Below are 21,095 nucleotides of genomic sequence, written 5' to 3'. Positions count from 1 at the left end.
TGTGGGAGCGAGCCTGCTCGCGATGCTTTTGCTTTTAAAGGTTTGAGACCTTCTGCCAGACCTTGGGCTTGAAGAACAGCGTCTCGCCCTTCGCCAACCCCACCAGGCTGTCATGGTCCTTCACCACTTCCGCTTCGATCAGCTCGCTCTGGCCTTCCACCTTCAGGGTCACCCGAGTGGTGGCGCCGAGCGGACGGATGTCGCGCACTTCGGCGGCGTGGTGGTCTTCCAGCTCCGAGCGCGACAGCGAGACTTCGTGAGGGCGGAACAGCACATGCCGGTCCTCACCCAAGTGCAGGCGGTTCGAGTCGCCGAGGAAGTGATACACAAAGTCGCTGGCCGGGTTTTCGTAGACATCGCCCGGCGAGCCGATCTGCTCGATCACGCCTTTGTTCATCACCACGATCCGATCAGCGACTTCCATGGCCTCTTCCTGGTCATGGGTCACGAACACCGAGGTCAGGTTGATGTCCTCGTGCAGCCGCGCCAGCCAGCGGCGCAGTTCCTTGCGGACCTTGGCATCGAGGGCACCGAACGGTTCGTCCAGCAGCAACACCTTGGGCTCCACCGCCAGGGCGCGGGCCAGGGCGATGCGCTGGCGCTGGCCGCCGGACAGCTGCTCCGGGTAACGGTCGGCGAGCCAATCCAGTTGCACCATGTTCAGCAGTTCGTGGACCTTGGTCGCGATCTGGCTTTCGTTCGGACGCTGGTGCTTGGGCTTCATGCGCAAGCCGAAGGCCACGTTGTCGAACACCGTCATGTGTCGGAACAAGGCGTAGTGCTGGAACACGAAACCGACGTTGCGATCGCGCACGTCGTGGCCGGACACGTCCTCGCCGTGGAACACGATGCTGCCTTGGTCCGGGGTCTCGAGGCCGGCGATGATCCGCAGCAGAGTGGTCTTGCCGCAGCCCGACGGGCCCAGCAGCGCCACCAGCTCGCCGCTCTGGATATCCAGGCTGATCTCGTCCAGGGCCCTGAACGCGTTGAAATTCTTGCTGACGTTACGGACTTCGATCGACATGACTTATTCCTCCGCGGCGCTGGCGCGCAGGCGGTTGATTCGGTTTTCGCTCCACTGCTTGAGCAGCAGGATGAAGAGCGCCAGGATCAGCAACAGGCTCGCCACAGCGAACGCGGCCACGTGGTTGTATTCGTTGTAGAGGATCTCGACGTGCAGCGGCAGGGTGTTGGTCACCCCGCGAATGTGCCCGGACACCACCGACACCGCGCCGAACTCGCCCATGGCCCGGGCGGTACACAGCACCACGCCATAGATCAGGCCCCACTTGATGTTCGGCACAGTGACATGCCAGAACATCTGCCAGCCATTGGCGCCGAGCAGGCGCGCGGCCTCTTCTTCCTGGGTGCCTTGTTCCTGCATCAGCGGGATCAGCTCACGGGCCACGAACGGTACGGTGACGAAGATGGTCGCCAGGACGATGCCCGGCAGCGCGAACACGATCTGGATGTCGTGATCCGACAGCCACGGCCCGAACAGGCCCTGGGCGCCGAACATCAGCACGTAGACAAGACCGGCGATCACCGGCGACACCGAGAACGGCAGGTCGATCAGCGTCACCAGCATGCTCTTGCCACGGAATGAATATTTGCTCACGCACCACGCGGCACTGACGCCGAACACCAGGTTCAGCGGCACCGAGATCAGCACCGCAACCACCGTGAGTTTCAACGCCGACAGTGCGTCGGGTTCAAAGATCGCCGTGAAGAACGCCCCCAGCCCGAGCTTCAGGCCCTGGGATACCACGATGAACAGCGGCAACAGCAGAAACAGCGCAAAAATCAGCCAACCAAGACCGATCAACACGCGCCGCGACGTCGCACTGCCGCGGCGGGCGGCGTTGGTGGAGGCCGCGGAAATAGACGATTGGGACATGTTCGCGCCTCCTTATGGGGTTTCGATGCGCCGCTGCAACAGGTTGATCAGCAGCAACAGGACGAAGGAAACCACCAGCATCAGCACGCCGATGGAGGTGGCGCCGGTGTAGTCGTATTGGTCGAGCTTGACCATGATCAGCAGCGGCAGGATCTCGGTTTTCATCGGCATGTTGCCGGCGATGAAAATCACCGAACCGTACTCGCCCACGCCACGGGCAAACGCCAGGGCGAAGCCGGTCAACCAGGCCGGCAACAACGCCGGCACGAGGATGTGGCGGAACACCTGCCATGGCTTGGCGCCGAGGCAAGCGGCGGCTTCTTCGACTTCACGGGGAATATCGGCCAGCACCGGCTGCACCGTGCGCACCACGAACGGCAGCGTCACGAAGGTCAGCGCCAGGGTGATGCCCAGCGGGGTGTAGGCGATCTTGAAGCCCAGGTCGGTGGCGAACTGGCCGACCAGGCCGGTCGGCGCATACAAGGCCGTCAGGGCAATACCGGCCACGGCGGTGGGCAGGGCGAACGGTAGGTCGATCATCGCGTCGATGATCTTGCGGCCGGGAAAGGTGTAGCGCACCAGCACCCAGGCCAACAGCGTACCGATCACGCCGTTGATGATCGCGGCGTACAGCGCGGTGCCGAAACTGAGTTTCAAGGCCGCCAGCACCCGCGGCGCCGAAATGATCGCCCAGAACTGTTCCCAGGTGAGTTGGGCGGCATGCACGAACATCGCCGCCAGGGGTATGAGCACAATCAGACTGAGGTACACCAGGGTGTAGCCCAGCGTCAGCCCGAAGCCGGGTATGACGGGGGATATGCGACGCGACATAAAGGTCCTTGGTTAAAAACACTAAACATGGAAGCAAGACTGGGTGGGAGCAAGGCTTGCCCGCGATAGAGGCGACTCGGTTTCTGAAGGACCGCATCGCATCCATCGCGGGCAAGCCTTGCTCCCACAAAATCCCCTCACCACAAATTCGGTGTCTGGCTTTAGCTTTGTTTCAGCTTACTGCGCCTGATAGATCTGGTCGAACACGCCGCCATCGTTGAAGAATTTCGGCTGGGCGCTTTTCCAGCCGCCGAAGTCCTTGTCGATGGTCACCAGCTCCACCTTCGGAAATTGCCGGGCGTACTTGGCGGCCACGTCCTTGTCACGCGGGCGATAGTAGTTTTTCGCGGCGATTTCCTGGCCGGCCGGGCTGTACAAGTGCTTGAGGTAGGCTTCGGCAATCTCCAGGTTGCCCTTCTTCTCGGCGTTCTTGTCCACCACCGCCACGGGCGGTTCGGCGAGAATCGACAACGACGGTACGACGATGTCGAACTTGTCCGCGCCGCCGTCCTCTTTCAGCGCCAGGAAGGCTTCGTTTTCCCAGGCCAGCAACACGTCACCCTGACCGTTGTTGACGAAGGTAATCGTCGAGCCACGGGCACCGGTGTCGAGGATCGGCACGTGCTTGAACAGCGCCTGCACGTATTCCTTGGCCTTGGCTTCGTCACCGCCGTTGGCCTTCAGGCCGTAGGCCCAGGCGGCGAGGAAGTTCCAGCGCGCACCGCCGGAAGTCTTCGGATTCGGAGTGATGACCGACACGTCATTCTTGATCAGGTCGCCCCAATCCTTGATGCCCTTGGGGTTGCCCTTGCGCACCAGGAACACGATGGTGGACGTGTAGGGCGTGCTGGCTTCCGGCAGGCGTGTTTGCCAGTCCGCCGGCAGGGACTTGCCCAGCTTGGCGATTTCATCGATGTCGCCGGCCAGGGCCAGGGTCACCACGTCGGCCCGCAGACCATCGATCACCGCCCGACCTTGCTTGCCCGAACCACCGTGGGACTGCTGGATCTTCACGCTGTCGTCCGGGTGCGCTTTCTTCCAGAAACTGGCGAATTCGGCGTTGTAATCCTGATAAAGCTCACGCGTCGGGTCGTAGGACACGTTAAGCAGCTCGTAATCCTTGGCGACGGCGGAACCGGCAAAAACAGCACTGGCCAGCGCGGCCAGGGCATAACGACGAATGGACGACATGGTGAAAGCTCCTGGAATTCTGGTTTCTTATGGCTTCTGAATATCGAGTGACGGGTAGAAAAGATCGCAGCCTTCGGCAGCTCCTACACTCAGCCCCCGTAGGAGCTGCCGAAGGCTGCGATCTTTTGTTTTTTCAAGACGACTTATGACTGGGTTGTTGCAGCCGGAATTTTTCCTTGCGCTCGATCTGGACCACCTGCGCGTTGTGCACGGTGATCTCCACTGCCCCAAAGCGTAGATCGCGCAACGCGCTCTGGATCTCGCGCAAGATGGTTGCTTCGTCCTGGCCGTCAACGCTACGTAGAGATGCGCTCATGCTGCTGCTCCTTTGAATGAATGCCTGGCAGTGGGCGGCACTGCTTGCGGCGTGGGAGCAATACTAGATAAAGGCGGATATTCTTAAAAAGACTATTTAAGAATTTTTATATAACCAAAATTACATAAAGTAGCCGACGTCCTACGGCAGGGGTGATTGGGGGCTTTTTACCTGCCAAATCCTCGGAGATTTCCTTCAAGACGTAGGGGTGTGCATGAACTAGGCACCCTGGTTTTGCACCGCTAACCTTGGTTCGTCATCGCAAAAAACGGTGATACGGACGTGCAAGTCCGGACTGGTACGCAATTGCTTATGGCTATTGACCGAGCATTTTTTTATGCTCGCGTCCGTTATGGCAATTGTGCGTGGGAGGCCTTCGGGCCTGCCGGCGGTACCGGACCGGTCTTGCACACCTACGTACAGTTGCCACCTCTTCGAATGCAAGCGAAAGGATGTCGACCCCAACTCTGGTACATAAAATATGGTCAAGCATTCACCGAATCCGCCACAAAGCGGCCACAAATCCCGCGTCCAAGCGCAGGAAGAAAAAAAGCTCGATGACGCCGCTACCCGCGCCCTCGACTACTACCTCAAGCCCAAGCCCGCCTCACCGCCCGAACCTGACAAAAACCAACTCTTCATCGTTTCCCCCCACATCGACACCGAAACCCTGCTCGCCAACGCCTCCGAAGACCTGCTCTCCATCAGCACCATCGCCGCCGACCTGGCTGACGACGTGGACGACTCACGCCGCTGCGTCGCCCTGGCGATCAGTCGCATGGCCGATGGGGTGCAGTTGTTGGTCGAGCGGGCGTTGGATCATTTGGAAACCAAGGAGATGGCGGCGTCTGGGGCCAAGGGGTAGCGCATAGCTTTGATGCAAGCTGAACCGGCGCCATCGCGAGCAGGCTCGCTCCCACAGTTGGATTGGGGTACGGCTGGAGAGATAGGTCGGCTATCAGGCCGCCTCGCGAGCAAGCTTTGCTCCCACAGCTCCTGCTCAAACAGATCTGACGGGTATACGACCGGGAGAACCAGGTCGGCTGTCAGGCCGCCTCGCGAGCAAGCTTTGCTCCCACAGGCCCTGCTCAAACAGATCTGACGGATGTACGACCGGGAGAGCCAGGTCGGCTGTCAGGCCGCCTCGCGAGCAAGCTTTGCTCCCACAGGCCCTGCTCAAACAGATCTGAGGGGTGTACGACCGGGAGAGCCAGGTCGGCTACTAGGCCGCCTCGCGACGGACGTTGATCTCGGGCGCCCCGTTAACCACGCTGGCCGAACGCAGGCATTGCACAGTGGGCATCCCGGCATGGATGCCGGGATAGCCGCGCTGGGCCATGGATGGCCCTTCGCGGCGGGCCCACGGAGCAATGCCGGAGTGAGGGCACACCGAGCCTAGGCGAGGTGCCGAGTGGTGGGGCAAAGCCTTTTTGGTTACTTTTTTGGCGTCTGAAAAAAGTGACCCGCCGTAAGGGCGGAACCGCCAGTAGCCGTTACCGCAGCAACGGATATGCACTCGACCAACATCAATCCCCCTGACGATCAAGCAATAACCGGCGCCCGATCCCAATCCAACTGCGCCGCCGCCACGGGCCGGCCAAACCAGTAACCCTGCCCCAACTCACACGCCTGTCCAAGCAAAAATACCGCCTGCTCACGCTGCTCGATGCCCTCGGCGTGCACCTGCATCCCCATGCTATGGGCCAGGGCGATGATCACCCGGACGATCGCCGCATCATCCTCATCCCACGGCAACCCCGCGACAAAACCCTGATCAATCTTGAGCTTCTGCACCGGCAAACGCTTGAGCCGCAGCAGCGACGAATACCCCGTGCCAAAATCGTCGATGGCCAGGCGCACGCCCAGCTCCCGCAGGCGATGCATCTGCTCCAGCGCCACCTCCGGGTCTTCCATCACCGCGCTTTCCGTCACTTCCAGTTCCAGGCAACCCGGATCCAGGCCCGTGTCATGCAACACCTGGGCAACCTGGTCATACAACTCGCGACGGGCAAACAACCGACTCGATACGTTGACGGCGACAAACGACAGCGCCACGCCGGCCTGCTGCCACTGGCACATCTGCCGGCAGGCCTGGTCCATGACCCAGGCATCGACCTGGGCAATCAGACCGGTACGCTCAGCGATGGGGATGAACTCGGCCGGCGACACCAGCCCCCGCGTGGGATGCTCCCATCGCACCAGCGCCTCGACACCGATCAGACGACTGGTCGCCAGCTCGTGGACCGGCTGGTAGTGAACACGCAACTCCTGTTGCTGCAGCGCACGACGCAGTTCGAAGGCAATCTCGACCCGCTGCTGGGCGTGGGCGGTGAGTTCTTCGGTGTACAAGGCGTAGCCGTCGCGTCCAGCGCTCTTGGCCTTGAACAACGCCGAATCGGCATTGCGCAGCAGCTGCCCGGCGCTCAGGGCATCGCCGGGAAACAGGCTGATGCCGATGCTGGCATTGATGAACAATGCGTGGTCATCGAACCGCAGCGGCTCTTTCAAGGCGTCTAGGATGCGCCGGGCCAACGCCGCTGCCTGGCCTGGCTGCGAGCAGTTTTCCACCAGCACCGCAAATTCGTCGCCCCCGAGCCGGGCCAGGGTCACGCCCGGCGCAAAAAGCCCGCGAAACCGCTCGGCCACGCCTTTGAGTAATTCATCGCCCACGTTGTGACCCAGGCTGTCATTGATGTTCTTGAAGTGATCCAGGTCCAGCAGCAACAGGGCACAGCCACGCTTGTGCAACTGCGCCGACGCCAGGGCCTGCTCGGTGCGATCGGAAAACAGCAGGCGGTTGGGCAAGCCTGTCAGCGGGTCGTGATGGGCCAGGTAGGCCAGTTCGTGCTCGGAATCCTTGATGGCGCTGATGTCGGAAAACACCGCGACATAATGGCTGACCTCGCCGCTGTCGTCGTGAATGACGCGGATCGTCTGCCATTGCGGGTAGATCTCACCGCTTTTACGCCGATTCCAGATCTCGCCGCTCCACTCCCCCAGGCTGTCCAGGGAGGTAAACATGTCGCGATAGAAATCCGGCCCATGGCGACCGGACTTGAACAGGGTGGGGCGCTGGCCCAGCACTTCATCCCGCACATAACCGGTGATCGCCATGAAGGCCCGGTTCACGTGCACGATCAGGCCGTTGCGGTCAGTCACCAACACCCCTTCGCGGGTGCAATCGAAGACGGCGGCAGCCTGACGCAGGCGCTCGCGATCGGCGCCGTGCTCGCCCTTGGCGAAAAATCGCGAGATCCGCGCCCGCGCCAGGAAGATCAACCCGGCGCTGAGCAGAACCCAGGCATAGCCGTTGATCAGCAGCCAGCGTTGTCTGTCGGCGAATTGATCGAAGAAACTGCTCAATAAATAACCAATCAGCTGCAGCCAGACGACTGACAACACAAGGTAAAGCAGCGCTACGCGCATGGCACTGCGTTGATGGGCAGGCATTTGGCCATCCATGTCCCTACAGAGAGGTGGGGATTATAGAGGAAGAAACATTCAGCCACTCTTATCTGAAAGGCCGACTGGTTTTATCTGTGGGGCTGGTGATAATGCAACGGTGGTTTTTATCTTTATCGAGGGTCCTACAGCCTATGTGGTACGAAGGTTTTCTTGGCTTGTCGGCCTGGTCACTGGTGGCAGTCACCCTGCTGATGACCCACGTCACGATCATTGGCGTCACGGTCTACCTGCACCGTTATTCGGCGCATCGCTCCCTGGAGCTCAACGCCGGTCTCAAGCATTTCTTCCGTTTCTGGCTGTGGCTGACCACGGCGCAGAACACCCGCGAGTGGACCGCCATCCACCGCAAGCACCACGCCAAATGCGAAACCGAGGACGACCCTCACAGCCCGGTCATAAAAGGCTTGTCCACCGTGCTGCGCAAAGGCGCCGAGCTGTATCGTGCCGAGGCGGAAAACCCGGAAACCCTGCGCATCTACGGCAAGAACTGCCCCGACGACTGGATCGAGCGCAACCTCTACAGCCGCTTCCCGCTGCTGGGTGTGGCGATCATGGGCATCATCGACCTGCTGTTGTTCGGCACCATCGGCATCACCATCTGGGCCATCCAGATGATGTGGATTCCCGTGTGGGCCGCCGGCGTGGTCAATGGCCTGGGCCATGCCGTGGGCTACCGCAACTTCGAATGCCGCGACGCGGCGACCAACCTGGTGCCCTGGGGCATCCTGATCGGCGGCGAAGAGCTGCACAACAATCACCACACCTACCCCAACTCGGCCAAGCTGTCGGTACGCAAATGGGAGTTCGACCTGGGCTGGGCCTGGATCCGGGTGTTCAGTTTCCTGCGCCTGGCCAAGGTCCAGCGGGTTGCGCCGATCGCCCACCGGGTCGAAGGCAAGGGCCACCTGGACATGGACACGGCCATGGCGATCCTCAACAACCGTTTCCAGATCATGGCGCAGTACCGCCGGCTGGTCATCGCGCCACTGGTCAAGCAGGAACTGGAAAAGGTCGATCACTCGGTGCGTCACCAGTTCCACCGGGCCAAACGCCTGCTGTCGCGGGAAACCAGCCTGCTGGACGACCGTCACCATGTGCGCATCCAGAACATGCTCGAACACAGCCAGGCGCTGAAGGTGATCTACGAGAAACGCCTGGCCTTGCAGCAGATCTGGGTCAAGACCAGCAGCAACGGCCACGACATGCTCGCCGCCATCAAGGAATGGGTCAGCGAAGCCGAGGCCAGCGGCATCCAGTCCCTGCGCGAGTTTGCCGACCAGCTCAAGACCTACTCGCTACGGCCTGCCACGGCCTGACAAAACCACTGTGGCGAGGGAGCAAGCTCCCTCGCCACAGGTCCAGCCCCCATAATTCAACTGGCTAAATCCCCCGCCCTTCGTCGCCTGAAAAGGAACTTCGTCCCAAATCCCCTATCTCAAAGAGCACTTCGCCATCCAGGCGGGTTTTGGAGAAAGCGCGTGCGAACCAACAGCAGTGCATGCTCTTTGAGATTTGTGCCGATGGTCGACAAGAACCTACAGGATTACTCCCTACCTCATTGGCCCGAGGCAGCCCAGACGCTCATGGCGCTGATGCATGCCCAGGGTGAAGTGGCGCGCCTGAGCGAACGTGAGCAACTGTTCAGCTCGTTGCTGGTCAGCGTCAATGCCGTGCTGTGGGCGTTCAACTGGGAAACCCGGCAGGTGCTGTATGTCAGCCCCGCCTACGAGCGGATCTTCGGCCGCCCCGCCGGCCTGGTCCTGGCTGACCTCAACGAATGGCGCGACGCAATCTACCCCGACGACCTGGAGTACGCCGAGCGCAGCCTGGCCGAGGTTTTGGTCAAAGGCGCCGTCGAAGACCGTGAATACCGCATCATCGCCGGCAACGGCCAGATCCGCTGGCTGAGCGACAAATGCTTCATCAACCGCCAGGCCGAGCCAGGGCAACCGGTGATCGTGGTTGGCATCGCCGAAGACATCACCGAAAAGAAGCTGTTGGAAAGTGAACTGCAGCGATTGGCGACCACCGATGTGCTGACCCAGAGCAGCAATCGCCGGCACTTTTTCGAATGCGCCCACCGTGAATTCGAGCAGGCACGGCTGCAAGGGACGCCCATGGCGTTCCTGTTGCTGGACATCGATGACTTCAAGGTGATCAACGACACCTACGGCCATCAGGAAGGCGATACCGTGTTGCAGAGAATCGCCGAAAGCGGGCGGTCCGTGCTCCGGCGCGGCGACCTGTTCGGGCGGATCGGCGGCGAAGAGTTCGCTGCGGTGTTCCCCGGCTGTCCCCCGGACATGGCGCTGCAAGTGGCCGAGCGGTTGCAACGGGAGATCCAGCGCTTGAATTTTCGCTGCGGCGAGCAGAACTTCGGCATCACCGTGAGCCAGGGCCTGACCACCATTACCCCCGAAGACCAGTCCCTCGACAGCCTGTTCGCCCGCGCCGACGCAGCCATGTACGAAGCCAAGCGCAAGGGAAAGAACCGTATCATCGCGGCTTGATTGAGTTGTCCCGCCACTGATCAACTGTGGGAGCAAGGCTTGCCCGCGATAGCAGCGCCTCGGTGTCCACTTGAACCCGAGTTGCCTGCATCGCGAGCAAGCTTTGCTCCCACAAAGCCCGCTCCCACAGGGGTTAGGTGCTGGTGCTACTTACGGCGCAACCGCGTCAACTCCGGCAAGCCGATCTTCAGCAACCGCGCCGTACGGCTACGGGCCAGTTCTTCGAGGCCCTCGTGCGCGGGCAGGTGCGCCATCTGCGCCGCCATGTTCATCACCAAGGCTTCACGGGAATACACCCCGCCCCCCAAGCTATAGACCGCCGCGATCAACTCCCGCAGCTCCAACGGCAGACGCCAGCGGGCACGTAACGCTGAGCCGAAACTGGCGCCGAACGTGTCCAGCGAGTCGCCGACTTCCTCCGGTTCGTCCAGCTCACCACCGGCCTGTTTCCACTCTTCCAGGCAGCGCAGCAACGCCAGGTCGCCCAGGCGATGCAACAACCCGGCGCAATAACAACGCTCCTGCTCCAAGTCCAGCAACCGCGCCATCGTCCGGGCGTATTCGGCGGTGTGCAGCGACAGTTCCCAGTAACGTTCGGCATAATCCGCCAGGCACGGAACGCTGAGCCGGGCGCAGCGTTTGAGGGTCAGGGCGAGGATCAGGTTCATGCTTGGTCCGGAACCAAGCTGGTGCAGCGCCTGGGCCACGGTCTGCACCGGGCTACCGCCCTGATGCTGGGCAGCGCTGTTGGCCGCCGCGATCAGCACCGCGGTGATCTGCGGGTCGGTACGGATCTCTTCTTCGAGCAGTTTCAGGTCCAGGCCGCCGGGGTTGAGGCTGCGCTTGACCGCCACTTGCACATCGGTCATCAAGGGCGCGCCCTCGGACAGGTCACGGCGACGTTCCAGGAAGGTGAGCAAGGTCAACGCCGGCCCCGGAACCGGCGCATCGTTGGAGGTTTCTTCACCGCCGCCCACTAACAACCCCTGCAAACGCTGGGTCAGGCTTTCCCGGTTCAAGGGCTTGGTCAGATACGCGGTCGGCGCCAGCGGCAAGACCTCGCGCACGCTGGCACTGTCGTTGCGCCGACTCATCAGGATGAACGGCAACGGCGGCGTGCGATGCTGCTGGCGAAGGCCACGCAGAATCGCCAGGCCATCAACCCCTGGCAGCTCCCAATCGGCGATCACCAGGTCGTAGGGATGCTTCGCCAGCAAATCCAAAGCCTCTTTGCCGTCGCCACAAGTGTCCACCCGAGCATCGCAGCGCACACCCGACAACACCTGCTCAAGCAGCTCGCGAGACGCCGGATCGGCCTCGGCGATCAACACACGGGGTACAGCGGGTAAATCCACAGCAGTCATGCAGCATGCTCCCTTGCCATACTTGCACCTTAGACGTTGGTGGTCGTTCCAGACAGCTCAAAATCCACCAGGCAGCTTCGCGGATAAGAAAAAACCCGCCAGAAGGCGGGTTTTTGTGGATCAGCGCACAACCGTCACTCAGAGTTCGGAGAAGCACTCTTCGATGATCGCCAGGCCTTTGTCCAGTTGCTCGTCCGGCGCGGTCAGCGGCACCAGCACCCGCAGTACGTTGCCGTAGGTGCCGCAGGACAGCAGGATCAGCCCCTTGTCGCGCGCCTTGGCCACGACTTGGGCTACCGCTGCGGCGTTCGGCTTGTGGGAGTCGCCGTTTTCGAACAGCTCCACGGCGATCATCGCGCCCAGGGCACGCACTTCACCGATGACCGGGTACTTCTTCTGGATCGCCTTGAGGCCGGTCACCAGACGCTCGCCCACAGCCTTGCAGCGGTCCAGCAGGTGTTCTTCTTCGAACACTTCCATCACCGCCAGCGCCGCCGCACAGGCGATCGGGCTACCGGCGTAGGTGCCGCCCAGGCCACCCGGCGCGATGGCATCCATGTATTCGGCCTTGCCGCAGACACCGGCCAACGGGAAGCCGCCAGCGATGGACTTGGCAAAGGTGGTCAGGTCGGCGGCAACGCCCATCTGCTCCATGGCGAAGAAAGTGCCGGTACGGCCGGCACCGGTCTGCACTTCGTCAGCGATCAGCAGAATGCCGTGCTGGTCGCACAAAGCGCGCAGGCGCTTCATGAATTCCTTGGGCGCTACGTAGAAACCACCCTCGCCCTGCACCGGCTCGATGATAATTGCCGCGATGTCACGCGGCTCGGCGTCGTTCTTGAAGATGCGCTCGATGCTGGCGATGGAGTCGTCGATGCTCACGCCGTGCAGTTCGTTCGGGTACAGCGCGCGGAAGATGCCGCCGGGCATCAAGCCCATGCCGGCCGAGTACGGCACGACTTTACCGGTCAGGCCCAGGGTCATCATGGTACGACCGTGGTAGGCGCCGGTGAAAGCGATCACACCGGCACGGCCCGTGGCGGCGCGGGCGATTTTCACGGCGTTTTCCACCGCTTCCGAACCGGTGGTCACCAGCAGGGTTTTCTTGGCGAAATCACCCGGCACCTTGGCGTTGATTTTTTCGCACAGTTCCACGTACGGCTCGTAGGCCAGGACCTGGAAGCAGGTGTGGGTCAGCTTGTTCAACTGTGCGGTCACGGCGGCGATGATTTTCGGGTGCACGTGACCGGTGTTCAGCACGGCGATGCCGCCGGCGAAGTCGATAAATTCACGACCTTCAACGTCGGTTACCGTGGCGTTCTTCGCCGATTCGGCAAAGATCGGGTGAATCTGGCCAACACCGCGTGGAACAGCGGCGGTACGGCGGGCCATCAGGTCTGCGTTGGTCTTGCTCATTAAAATGTCCTCATTCGCCGCTCATCGGTCGGCGTGGCTCAAGGAATACATGGCGGGGAGGCAACTGCGTCAGCATGCGATGATCGACTGCCGCAGCGTTCCGGCCACAAGAAACAGAACGGGTGAAACGCGCAAAGGGACAGCGCTCTCGTGCCCTTTGCGCTTGCAGCAGATCAGATACCCAGGCAGAGGTATTTGATTTCCAGGTAATCCTCGATGCCGTACTTGGAGCCTTCACGGCCCAGGCCCGAGGCCTTGATGCCGCCGAATGGCGCGACTTCGTTGGAAATCAACCCGGTGTTGACGCCGACCATGCCGTATTCCAGGGCTTCGGCCACACGGAACACACGGCCCAGGTCGCGGGCATAGAAGTACGAGGCCAGGCCGAACTCGGTGTCGTTGGACATCGCGATCACTTCGGCTTCGTCTTTGAAACGGAACAGCGGCGCCAGCGGGCCGAAGGTTTCTTCTTTCGCCACGGCGGCGTTGTTCGGTACGTTGGTCAGGATGGTCGGCTCGAAGAAGTTGCCTTCCATCGCCTTGCCGCCCGACAGCACGGTCGCGCCTTTGCTGACGGCATCAGCGATGTGTTCCTGCACCTTGGCGACCGCTTTGCCGTCGATCAACGGACCGGTGGTGGTGCCATCGTCCAGACCGTTGCCGATCTTGAGCTTGGCGACCGCCACTTTCAGTTTTTCGGCAAACGCGTCGTACACCGAATCCTGGATGTACAGACGGTTGGCGCAGACGCAGGTCTGGCCGTTGTTGCGGTATTTGGAAATGATCGCGCCTTCGACGGCCTTATCCAGGTCCGCGTCGTCGAACACGATGAACGGCGCGTTACCGCCCAGTTCCAAGGAGACTTTCTTGATGTCCTTGGCACATTCGGCCATCAACTGGCGACCGATCTCGGTCGAGCCGGTGAAGGACAGCTTACGCACAATCGGGTTGCTGGTCAGCTCGCCACCGATGTCGCCGGCGCTGCCGGTAACGACGCTCAACACGCCTTGCGGAATGCCGGCACGGTGCGCCAGTTCCACCAGGGCCAGGGCCGAGAACGGGGTTTGCGAAGCTGGCTTGATGACCATGGTGCAACCGGCTGCCAGCGCTGGGCCGGCCTTGCGGGTGATCATCGCGGCCGGGAAATTCCACGGGGTAATGGCCGCGGTCACGCCGATCGGCTGCTTGATCACGATCAGGCGCTTGTCGGGCTGGTGGCCGGGAATCACGTCACCGTAGATGCGCTTGGCTTCTTCGGCGAACCACTCAATGAAGGAGGCGGCGTAGACGATTTCGCCCTTGGCTTCGGCCAGCGGCTTGCCTTGTTCCAGGGTCATCAGGCGACCGAGGTCGTCCTGGTTCTCGATCAGCAATTCGTACCAGCGGCGCAGCTTGTTGGCGCGCTCCTTGGCCGTCAGCGCACGCCAGGCCGGCAGCGCCTTGTCGGCGGCTTCAATCGCACGACGGGTTTCGGCGGCGCCCATCTTCGGCACAGTGCCCAGCACTTCGCCCGTCGCCGGGTTGGTGACCTTGATTGTCTGACCATTGTCCGCATCAACCCAAGCGCCATCGATGAAGGCTTGCTGGCGGAACAACTGGGTGTCTTTAAGCTGCATGTCGGCTTTCCTTAACAGCACCGCGCACGCGCGGAGCGAATTAGATTTGTAGAAAGGCGCCTCGGGGGCTGCCGTCAGGGAAATCATTCACCGGGCTGAAGCACAGAAATAACGCACAAAAGCACAGACGTGCGGTTCAGCACCCAGACAAGAGCGTTTGAAATCTCAAACGAATCCTAGGGCCGATAGGGGTGAAGGACAATAGGCTGTTCGAAAAAAAGAACGAAAAAGCCGAATTTGCCCGCTTTTTCTGATCAGCGTAGCCAAGAGCCGTCGAGCCGCCTGAAAACGCAGGCGATTCAGTAGCATGGACGCCTGCCACGCATATGAGTATCATGGCGCCCGCACTGCACCAGTAGCTCAGCTGGATAGAGTACTGCCCTCCGAAGGCAGGGGTCGTGGGTTCGAATCCCGCCTGGTGCACCATCTTCTTTCCCTTGTATTACAAGGGGATAGCGCTCCTGACAGAAACCTGTCCTAGTCCTGAAAGTCGTTTTTGCCACAAATTTGCCACACTTGAACGTGGCGGGAATGGTCGAAATGGCAACAATCAGGAATCGTGGCGAGTATCAGTGGGAAGCGCAAATCCGCCGCAAGGGCTATCCAGCCCAGCGCAAAACGTTCGAAACCAAATCCGATGCTCAAGCCTGGGCACGCATTGTTGACGCCGATGCCGAATTGACCCACCTGCTGACGCAAGACTGACCCAACTCCCAGTATGCACAAATCCAATAAAGGCAATGATTCGCGAGGAACAGACCGGGTCAGTGACGTCCCGGCAACTGAGTCAATTCGGTGGCGGCACCCAAGCCCCCGGCTCTATGGAGAAAGGGCCTTTTTGAAGGCTCCAACGAGTGGCCTCGGATCGTCTTTACGCCACATTGCGTATACCTTGACCGCCGAGGGGAACCAAGGGAGATCACGAAAAGTAAGTCGCCCTGGAAGCGCATCGCGTAGGCTGGATTGAACGAGTGTCACTCCAAGCCCTGCGCCAACAAGACGGAGCGCGGTTAGTAGGTCATCTGCCTCCATTTGGATGTCCGGTACAAAGCCGGATGATCGGCAGTTTTCAATAAAGCGCCGTCGGGCATCGGGATTCCGAGCTTCTGCTAGAGCGATCCAGTGCAGACTGTCGAGATCATCAGCTCGAATATCGGGCTGACCTGCCAATGGATGATCCAACGCCAATGCAAGGACCACGGGCTCACTCATGATTTCTACTACCTGAATATCCGGATCATGGGGTGGCGAATAAAGCATTCCTACATCAATCGCACGGCGGTATAAGGCCTCGACCTGTGCGGCGGAAGATAGTGCATGAAGCGTGACGTTAGACGTTGGTCGTTGCGCCCTTAGGTGCCGGAGGGCTTGAGGCAAAACTTCAGCGTGCATGATGGCCTCGACGTAGCCAACTGCAAGAGTACCGGACTCTCCCTGAGCGAGACGACGGGCGTGAGCTTTGACGCGCTCTGCTTGCGACAACAGATTTTGTGCATCAAGAAGAAATAATCGACCTTCGCCCGTCAGCCTGACCCGTTGGCGTGATCGTTCGAATAGGGTGAGGCCAAGTTGCGCTTCAAGTTGCATAATCTGACGACTAAGCGGTGACTGTGAGATGTGCAATCGTTCAGCCGCCTGACCGATATTTTCGGTCTCAGCAACAACGACAAAGGCGCGAAGTAACTTAAAATCCATGTGATGCTCGTATGGTCTTAAATGTGTCCATATCAGTCTTAGATTGTATCACCGTTTTCTGCAATGCTGATTGTTGATTGCAACTGAGCAGAAAAGGAACGTCAGTATGAAAATGACTAAGTCGAGTCCCCGTCGTCTGATCGCCAGCGGAATTCTAGCGTTTGTCACTTTGACATCTCTCGCAGCTAGCATTGCGTCGGGACAGACACAACCCGAAATGGCCAGCCCCAACAAGCCTGGATATGCGGTGTTCTTTATTCAGGTCAGCAATCCAGATGCGTATGCGGAGTACGCATCCTTAGTCGTTCCATCTCTAAAACCATATCAAGGCCGCGTGATATCTGCGGTTAGTCGAAATGATATGCGCCAAATTGAGGGCGCTCCGTCCTCGGATAGAGCTGCGATTATTGAGTTTCCGTCCTTGGACATTGCGGAGGAATGGTACAAGTCCTCCCCTTATACGCGCGCGACGGCTATTCGCAACAAGGCTGGAGTAAGCACAGTTGTCCTGATGCGTGGGCGTTAAAGTATGTGCAACTCGATCACCCCTCGATTTGAGGGGTAGGTCGAAGCGATATACCTGTAGTGGGAACTCAACGGGTTCGACGGATCGGCAGATTGTGTGTGAAAACACAACCAAGATTTAAGCTAATTTAAAGTTGCCGGATGCGAAATGAATAAGTCATAGCTTATGACTGCACACTCGCGACAATAGAACACTTATACAACCTTGAAATAAATCTTAATTTCAAGCGAGCGATGCTGCGCTTGAAATTTTATTTTCCACTAATGGCATAGTTATTTCCAACTCTTAGCGCTGCATGAGTCTTGAAAGTATATATGGATATATATGAAATCTGAAATACAAAACCTGGATGTTACGTTGCGCGATGGCGGCTATCGGAATGACTTCAACTTCACGCTTGAATATGCGCAGCAACACATTCAACAAATGGTTAAAAGTGGAGTCGATTGGGTTGAGATTGGATATAGGAACGGAGCTTTTAAAGCCATAGCCGATATCGGTATTACTGGGCTTTCAGAGAACTCTTATATCAGCGCTTTGCGCGACAGCGTGTCGGAGCCTTGCCTATGTGTAATGGCACATCCTAAAAATATAGAAAGAAATGATATTGGTCATCTACGTCATCTGGGTGTCAATATGCTCCGCTTTTGCATGGATATTCAGCGAGCTGAATTAACAAGTGATTATATCAAGGAAGCAAAAGCACAAGGAATGACGGTCTGCTTAAATTTGACTCGTCTCAGCCAACAGCCTCTTCAACAATTAGTGGCTCATGCCTCGTTAGCTCGTGAGGCAGGTGCGGATGTACTGTATTTGGCTGATTCTAACGGCAGCCTGACTCCATCCAGGGTGGGGAATCTGGTACGCCTAATCCGCGAAACCAGCGGTTTAGAATTAGGATTTCATGCGCATGACAATCTTGGTCTTGCCACAGCTAACAGCATTGCGGCGATTGATGCCGGTGCGACCTTCATCGATGCTTCATTACGTGGCATGGGTAAGGGCGCCGGAAATCTGAAATTGGAATCGTGGCTTATTTATCTTCGCTTGGCATATCAGGCAGATAAATATAATTGTAGATCGCTGTTGGAACAGGTCGAAATCTTGGAGGGCATCGAAGCTCGCGCGCGTCCGGTTCAACCCCTGGATGACCTCATACTTGGCATGTTTGATTTATCTATTGACGATAAAGCGCGCATTACCGCCAGCGCTAACAATATTGGTGAGGTTTTTGCAAATGCACTTGCCTAGTCGTCCCGACTTAACAAAATCCGTCTTTGGCCCCCAATCAGATTTCATCGCTGTTGTGTTTTCACCCGTTTTGGCCGAGTGGGATGAAGGCGCGTTCTGTATGCCTTTATTGGATCTTTTGGTTGCGCGCGGTTATCAGGTGCACGTCTATGACAGCTTATCCCTTGCGCAGGAAAGCAGTACATTGCATGCGACCTCCGAAAATTGGGATGCGTATCTGCGTGCCAATTATCCGCAGATTGATCTGGCTGTTGGTCAGGCTTATGGCGGAGCGTTGGTAAATTCTTTGTTGTCGGGTTTTTTGAAAACTTGTCCACGTGTTCTGGGCTTATCAGCACCGACACGATGCAGCGCTGAATTACAAAGCAATTTAGCAAGCATTCTGACATGTTTGGATATGCAAGGTGAGACGGCAGCGTTGGACTTGCTAGAATATTACGTCAAACCGGAACGTAATGATAAGTATCAGCCGTTACCGCCCACCAAGGTGGAAGAAAGCGGTATTGGTCAACGTTTGCGAATAGGTTTTTCGCAATTAATGAAGGCCGACGCACGAAGCCACGTTAATAATTATGCTGGTCATATGCTACAGATTTATGGTGCGGCATCACGCCTTGTCAATACTGATAGTATTGTAGTGAGTAGTGATAACCGACGACAAATCAGCAGTGGAATTTCTGGTTGCGGCATGCGGCCGGTAATTGAAGCTCCGGAGATAGCACTTAGATTGATTTCAGATTTTCTTGATTAAGAAAAGTAACGGCCGGTCGCCTTCTGAATAAGTATGCATTTTAGTTGCCGGCTTGATTTATCAAGCGGGCAGCCTGTCAGGATATTAAAAACAATCAAATGAAAAAATTACTTGTGTTGCCAGGGGATGGTATCGGCCGCGAAGTATGCGATGCCGCATTACCGGTATTAAAGCTCCTTAATCTGCCAATTGAACTTCAGTTTGGCGAAATTGGCTGGGAGTGCTGGAAGCGTGACGGGGACCCGGTACCCGAAACAACGTGGAAACAAATCGCCGAAAGTGACGCGGTTTTATTAGGCGCCATCACGAGCAAAGGAAAAAAAGAAGCCGAAGCCGAACTTGCACCCGCACTGCAGGGCAAAAATCAAAAATATGTTTCTCCTGTAATTCAAATGCGTCAACGCCTGGACCTGTTCGCAAATGTGCGACCGGTACAACATATGCTAGGCAATCGGAAGCCGTTTCGTTGTTGTGTGATCCGTGAGAATACCGAAGGCATGTATTCAGGCCTCGATAAACACGGCGTGCCCATAATACTGGAAGAAATGCTGAAACATCCCAACTTGGAAAAAAGTGGACCGGAGAATGCGGCATTTAGTGTGCGCCTGCAAACCAAGTTTGGTATGGAAAGATTATTTCGTTACGCTTTTTCTTATGCTGTTGAGCACAAGCATGCTCGAGTAACGTTAGCAGACAAACCTAATGTATTGCGCGAAAGTGGGCAATTTATAGCAGATATCTTTTATGCTATTGCTGCCGACTATCCCGAAATCGAAGCCGATATTCATAATGTAGATGCAGTCGCTTTGTGGCTGGAACGTCGTCCGCAAGCATTTGGCGTGATCGTTGCCGAAAATATGTTCGGTGACATTTTGTCTGATTTGGCGGGAGGCGTAATGGGAGGATTGGGCCTTGCCCCAAGCGCCAATATCGGAAACCAAATCTGCTATTTTGAACCCGTACATGGCAGCGCACCCAAAATGGCGGGCAAAGGCCGCGCCAACCCGGCTGCGATGTTTATGACAATAGGATTAACCTTGCGCCACCTTGGCTTTCATGAGCCGGCGGCCAGAATTGAAGAGGCAGTAAAGAATACCATCCAGCGCGGCAAGACAGTCACATACGATCTGGGCGGCAATGCGGGTACTCAAGAAATGGCTCAAGCAATTTTAGCCGAGATTGCCCGGCCCCTCGCTATTCATCGTGCAAGTATTCTTTGTATCGGCGATGAGCTATTACGCGGCGAGTTTATTAATAGCAATATGGCGGAATTTTCAAAAAAGCTGCATTTCCATGGTTATCAAGTGGGCTTACAAATAGCATGTGGTGATCAGTTAGCAGCAATCAACAATGCTTTAGGGATCTGCTTTGGCCAGTCGGATACGTTGATCATCAGTGGGGGGCTGGGGCCGACGTCCGATGATTTAACACGTGAGGCGATTGCCATCGCCACCGAGCGTCCGCTGGAATTCGATAGTGCCAGCTGGCAGGCAATACAAAACCGCTTGCAGAATTTTGGATTGAAGGTACATCCAAGTAATCGAAAACAAGCTTTATTTCCGCGAGATGCAGTGATACTGCCTAATGAGCATGGCACTGCGAGCGGTTTTAGCTTGCAGTGGCAAGGGAAAATAATTCATGTATTACCCGGCCCTCCAAATGAGTGCCTGCCTATGCTCGACGCACTTCTGGCGCAACAGCCCCATATCCAGCACCAGAAAGTCTACCAATGGCGGTTGTTGGGTGTAATTGAGTCGGATATCGCCGATGCAGTTGATCAGCTCATCGCGCAGACTCCAGAGGCTAATGCAAGCTATCTTTGGCGTTATCCGTATGTTGATGTGCGACTCGCTCTTGATCGCGACTGTCAGCAAGAAGCTGTATTAGTAGAAAAGATAGAGATATTGCTTGCGCCACATGTCATCAGTACTGATGGGCGTACCGCGCTGGAGATTGTCCGGGAAAATATTACTCCAGTATTGAATTTGCGTGACGAAATGACGCAAGGAGCCTTTGCCAAATCGTTACCACACCTTCAATTAAGTGATACTAAATCGGCCACTATGCATGCTTGGTTGGTGGGCGATACGCACCCACCTTACAAAGGCACACTGGAGTTGCGCTGCCACGTTCACTATTTGGGGGAAGAGCGGGAGTTTTCACTAACTATTCCCAAGCGCGGTCCAGAAATCATTAATTATTTTTGCGAATTTATTGCGTGGGCTATGTTGCGCGCCAATTTAATCACTCATAAATGAGATCATGA

The 21,095-nt window shown here is 57.7% G+C and carries 18 protein-coding genes and 1 tRNA gene; 9 read left to right on the top strand and 10 right to left on the bottom strand.

The genetic code is table 11. The features are described 5' to 3' along the window. Positions 1–34: 34 nt before the first annotated feature. The 5 genes from AD662_RS00950 to oscA form a co-directional block, all read right to left on the bottom strand. On the bottom strand, positions 35–1,024 hold the full coding sequence (locus AD662_RS00950) for a sulfate/molybdate ABC transporter ATP-binding protein (RefSeq protein ID WP_053177534.1): 990 nt from the start codon (positions 1,022–1,024) through the stop codon (positions 35–37). Between the two features lie 3 nt (positions 1,025–1,027). Further along, on the bottom strand, positions 1,028–1,897 hold the full coding sequence (gene cysW / locus AD662_RS00945; RefSeq protein WP_003196505.1) for a sulfate ABC transporter permease subunit CysW: 870 nt from the start codon (positions 1,895–1,897) through the stop codon (positions 1,028–1,030). A 12-nt stretch (positions 1,898–1,909) separates the two neighbouring features. Then, a complete protein-coding gene (gene cysT / locus AD662_RS00940) occupies positions 1,910–2,728 on the bottom strand; it encodes a sulfate ABC transporter permease subunit CysT (protein WP_013692011.1) in 819 nt (272 codons plus the stop codon). Between the two features lie 177 nt (positions 2,729–2,905). Continuing rightward, positions 2,906–3,919 carry a sulfate ABC transporter substrate-binding protein gene (locus tag AD662_RS00935; RefSeq protein WP_018613248.1) on the bottom strand — a complete coding sequence of 338 codons (1,014 nt, stop codon included), beginning with the start codon at positions 3,917–3,919 and terminating at the stop codon, positions 2,906–2,908. A 133-nt stretch (positions 3,920–4,052) separates the two neighbouring features. Continuing rightward, complete coding sequence (gene oscA, locus AD662_RS00930) at positions 4,053–4,235, bottom strand: sulfur starvation response protein OscA (RefSeq protein ID WP_018613250.1); 183 nt, start codon at positions 4,233–4,235, stop codon at positions 4,053–4,055. 481 nt (positions 4,236–4,716) lie between these two features. Here oscA and AD662_RS00925 point away from each other — a divergent pair, with 481 nt between their 5' ends. After that, positions 4,717–5,100, top strand: a complete 384-nt coding sequence (locus AD662_RS00925) for a DUF6124 family protein (RefSeq protein ID WP_053177532.1) — start codon at positions 4,717–4,719, stop codon at positions 5,098–5,100. A gap of 677 nt (positions 5,101–5,777) precedes the next feature. Here AD662_RS00925 and dibA read toward each other — a convergent pair. Then, complete coding sequence (gene dibA / locus AD662_RS00915; protein ID WP_053184945.1) at positions 5,778–7,685, bottom strand: phosphodiesterase DibA; 1,908 nt, start codon at positions 7,683–7,685, stop codon at positions 5,778–5,780. 146 nt (positions 7,686–7,831) lie between these two features. On the opposite strand from dibA, the gene desA reads away from it, so the two are divergent. Further along, entirely contained in the window at positions 7,832–9,016 is a 1,185-nt protein-coding gene (gene desA / locus AD662_RS00910) for a delta-9 fatty acid desaturase DesA (RefSeq protein ID WP_024616539.1), read from the top strand. A gap of 204 nt (positions 9,017–9,220) precedes the next feature. Continuing rightward, entirely contained in the window at positions 9,221–10,210 is a 990-nt protein-coding gene (locus AD662_RS00905; RefSeq protein WP_018606648.1) for a GGDEF domain-containing protein, read from the top strand. A 146-nt stretch (positions 10,211–10,356) separates the two neighbouring features. On the opposite strand, the gene AD662_RS00900 is transcribed toward AD662_RS00905, so the two are convergent. From AD662_RS00900 to gabD, 3 genes are all read right to left on the bottom strand, one after another. Beyond that, complete coding sequence (locus AD662_RS00900; RefSeq protein WP_053184943.1) at positions 10,357–11,574, bottom strand: HDOD domain-containing protein; 1,218 nt, start codon at positions 11,572–11,574, stop codon at positions 10,357–10,359. 138 nt (positions 11,575–11,712) lie between these two features. Next, on the bottom strand, positions 11,713–12,990 hold the full coding sequence (gabT, locus tag AD662_RS00895) for a 4-aminobutyrate--2-oxoglutarate transaminase (protein WP_018606645.1): 1,278 nt from the start codon (positions 12,988–12,990) through the stop codon (positions 11,713–11,715). A 173-nt stretch (positions 12,991–13,163) separates the two neighbouring features. Continuing rightward, entirely contained in the window at positions 13,164–14,606 is a 1,443-nt protein-coding gene (gene gabD, locus AD662_RS00890) for an NADP-dependent succinate-semialdehyde dehydrogenase (protein ID WP_018606643.1), read from the bottom strand. Between the two features lie 349 nt (positions 14,607–14,955). Between gabD and AD662_RS00885 the strand changes: the two genes are divergently transcribed. Next, positions 14,956–15,032 (top strand) — tRNA-Arg (locus AD662_RS00885). A gap of 114 nt (positions 15,033–15,146) precedes the next feature. After that, positions 15,147–15,311 carry a hypothetical protein gene (locus tag AD662_RS29130; RefSeq protein WP_156334879.1) on the top strand — a complete coding sequence of 55 codons (165 nt, stop codon included), beginning with the start codon at positions 15,147–15,149 and terminating at the stop codon, positions 15,309–15,311. 114 nt (positions 15,312–15,425) lie between these two features. On the opposite strand, the gene AD662_RS27960 is transcribed toward AD662_RS29130, so the two are convergent. Then, positions 15,426–16,301, bottom strand: a complete 876-nt coding sequence (locus AD662_RS27960; RefSeq protein ID WP_018606639.1) for a LysR family transcriptional regulator — start codon at positions 16,299–16,301, stop codon at positions 15,426–15,428. A gap of 106 nt (positions 16,302–16,407) precedes the next feature. Between AD662_RS27960 and AD662_RS00880 the strand changes: the two genes are divergently transcribed. The 4 genes from AD662_RS00880 to AD662_RS00870 all read left to right on the top strand — a co-directional run bounded on the left by AD662_RS00880 (position 16,408) and on the right by AD662_RS00870 (position 21,087). Next, positions 16,408–16,827 (top strand): DUF1330 domain-containing protein, encoded by a 420-nt coding sequence (locus AD662_RS00880; RefSeq protein ID WP_018606637.1) that lies wholly within the window; start codon positions 16,408–16,410, stop codon positions 16,825–16,827. A gap of 324 nt (positions 16,828–17,151) precedes the next feature. Further along, positions 17,152–18,078, top strand: coding sequence for a beta/alpha barrel domain-containing protein (locus AD662_RS00875; RefSeq protein ID WP_053184940.1), 927 nt, complete (start codon positions 17,152–17,154; stop codon positions 18,076–18,078). Beyond that, a complete protein-coding gene (locus AD662_RS29125; protein ID WP_139212974.1) occupies positions 18,065–18,829 on the top strand; it encodes a hypothetical protein in 765 nt (254 codons plus the stop codon). Before AD662_RS00875 ends, AD662_RS29125 begins: the two co-directional genes overlap by 14 nt. Before the next feature lie 98 nt (positions 18,830–18,927). Continuing rightward, a complete protein-coding gene (locus tag AD662_RS00870; RefSeq protein ID WP_053184937.1) occupies positions 18,928–21,087 on the top strand; it encodes an isocitrate/isopropylmalate dehydrogenase family protein in 2,160 nt (719 codons plus the stop codon). Positions 21,088–21,095: the final 8 nt, after the last annotated feature.

The sequence above is a fragment of the Pseudomonas kilonensis genome, from assembly GCF_001269885.1.
Lineage (GTDB): Bacteria > Pseudomonadota > Gammaproteobacteria > Pseudomonadales > Pseudomonadaceae > Aquipseudomonas > Aquipseudomonas kilonensis.
The sequence above is the reverse complement of the archived record's forward strand: the minus strand, read 5'-3'. Positions and strand labels throughout refer to the sequence as shown.

Excerpts from the sequence above, each read along its gene's own strand:
- AD662_RS00950 (WP_053177534.1), bottom strand. The coding sequence starts at position 1,024 with ATGTCGATCGAAGTCCGTAACGTCAGCAAGAATTTCAACGCGTTCAGG.
- AD662_RS29130 (WP_156334879.1), top strand. The coding sequence starts at position 15,147 with ATGGCAACAATCAGGAATCGTGGCGAGTATCAGTGGGAAGCGCAAATC.
- AD662_RS00875 (WP_053184940.1), top strand. The coding sequence starts at position 17,152 with ATGAAATCTGAAATACAAAACCTGGATGTTACGTTGCGCGATGGCGGC.
- oscA (WP_018613250.1), bottom strand. The coding sequence starts at position 4,235 with ATGAGCGCATCTCTACGTAGCGTTGACGGCCAGGACGAAGCAACCATC.
- AD662_RS00870 (WP_053184937.1), top strand. The coding sequence starts at position 18,928 with ATGAAAAAATTACTTGTGTTGCCAGGGGATGGTATCGGCCGCGAAGTA.
- AD662_RS00900 (WP_053184943.1), bottom strand. The coding sequence starts at position 11,574 with ATGACTGCTGTGGATTTACCCGCTGTACCCCGTGTGTTGATCGCCGAG.
- AD662_RS00935 (WP_018613248.1), bottom strand. The coding sequence starts at position 3,919 with ATGTCGTCCATTCGTCGTTATGCCCTGGCCGCGCTGGCCAGTGCTGTT.
- AD662_RS29125 (WP_139212974.1), top strand. The coding sequence starts at position 18,065 with ATGCACTTGCCTAGTCGTCCCGACTTAACAAAATCCGTCTTTGGCCCC.
- gabT (WP_018606645.1), bottom strand. The coding sequence starts at position 12,990 with ATGAGCAAGACCAACGCAGACCTGATGGCCCGCCGTACCGCCGCTGTT.
- AD662_RS00880 (WP_018606637.1), top strand. The coding sequence starts at position 16,408 with ATGAAAATGACTAAGTCGAGTCCCCGTCGTCTGATCGCCAGCGGAATT.
- AD662_RS00925 (WP_053177532.1), top strand. The coding sequence starts at position 4,717 with ATGGTCAAGCATTCACCGAATCCGCCACAAAGCGGCCACAAATCCCGC.
- AD662_RS00905 (WP_018606648.1), top strand. The coding sequence starts at position 9,221 with ATGGTCGACAAGAACCTACAGGATTACTCCCTACCTCATTGGCCCGAG.
- desA (WP_024616539.1), top strand. The coding sequence starts at position 7,832 with ATGTGGTACGAAGGTTTTCTTGGCTTGTCGGCCTGGTCACTGGTGGCA.
- AD662_RS27960 (WP_018606639.1), bottom strand. The coding sequence starts at position 16,301 with ATGGATTTTAAGTTACTTCGCGCCTTTGTCGTTGTTGCTGAGACCGAA.
- dibA (WP_053184945.1), bottom strand. The coding sequence starts at position 7,685 with ATGCCTGCCCATCAACGCAGTGCCATGCGCGTAGCGCTGCTTTACCTT.
- cysT (WP_013692011.1), bottom strand. The coding sequence starts at position 2,728 with ATGTCGCGTCGCATATCCCCCGTCATACCCGGCTTCGGGCTGACGCTG.
- gabD (WP_018606643.1), bottom strand. The coding sequence starts at position 14,606 with ATGCAGCTTAAAGACACCCAGTTGTTCCGCCAGCAAGCCTTCATCGAT.
- cysW (WP_003196505.1), bottom strand. The coding sequence starts at position 1,897 with ATGTCCCAATCGTCTATTTCCGCGGCCTCCACCAACGCCGCCCGCCGC.